Source organism: Streptomyces sp. 13-12-16, assembly GCF_002114215.1.
In the GTDB taxonomy this organism is placed as follows: domain Bacteria; phylum Actinomycetota; class Actinomycetes; order Streptomycetales; family Streptomycetaceae; genus Streptomyces.
Genome location: NZ_NCTE01001443.1, coordinates 1 through 569, shown reverse-complemented (window position 1 = coordinate 569; position 569 = coordinate 1). Strand labels below are relative to the sequence as shown.

At 78.0% G+C, this 569-nt stretch carries 1 pseudogene; it reads right to left on the bottom strand.

The window, feature by feature from the left end:
* A pseudogene (locus B7767_RS42300) lies at positions 1-569 on the bottom strand (helicase PriA); the annotation flags it as partial.

The following is a 569-nucleotide window of genomic DNA, read 5'->3' as shown; positions in this document are numbered from 1 at the left end:
CGGCCTCCACGGTGCAGTGCCGGCTGCCCAGCAGGAAGCCGCACCTGTCCTGCGCCGCCCGCAGCAGCAGCACCTCACGGGCATGGGGCTGCGGGGCGTGCGGCTCGCTGTGGCTGTCGTCGCCGTCGTCCCAGACGGCGACGAGTCCGAGGTCCCGCACCGGCGCGAACATCGCCGCCCGCGTCCCGATGACGGCCCGTACGGAGCCCCTCCGCACGGCGAGCCACCGCGCGTACCGCTTCTCCGGTCCGGCGTCGGCGGTGAGGACCGCGTGCCGTCCCTCCCCCAGCAGTTCGGTGAGCGCCGCGTCGGCGCGGGCCACGGCCCTTCCGTCCGGCAGGACGACCAGCGCGCCGCGCCCGGAGGCCAGGGTCGCGGCGACGGCCCGGGCCAGTTCCTCGCTCCACCGCGGCCCCGGCAGCGCGTTCCACACGGCCCGTGGGGTGCCTCCCGAGGCCAGTGACTCCAGGAAGGCGGGCCCCTGCTCGTACCGCTCCCAGGAGCCGGGTGCGGGCACCGGGGGCGGCGGCAGCGGGTCGGGCGAGGGCCGCTGCTCGGCGCGGGCGTTG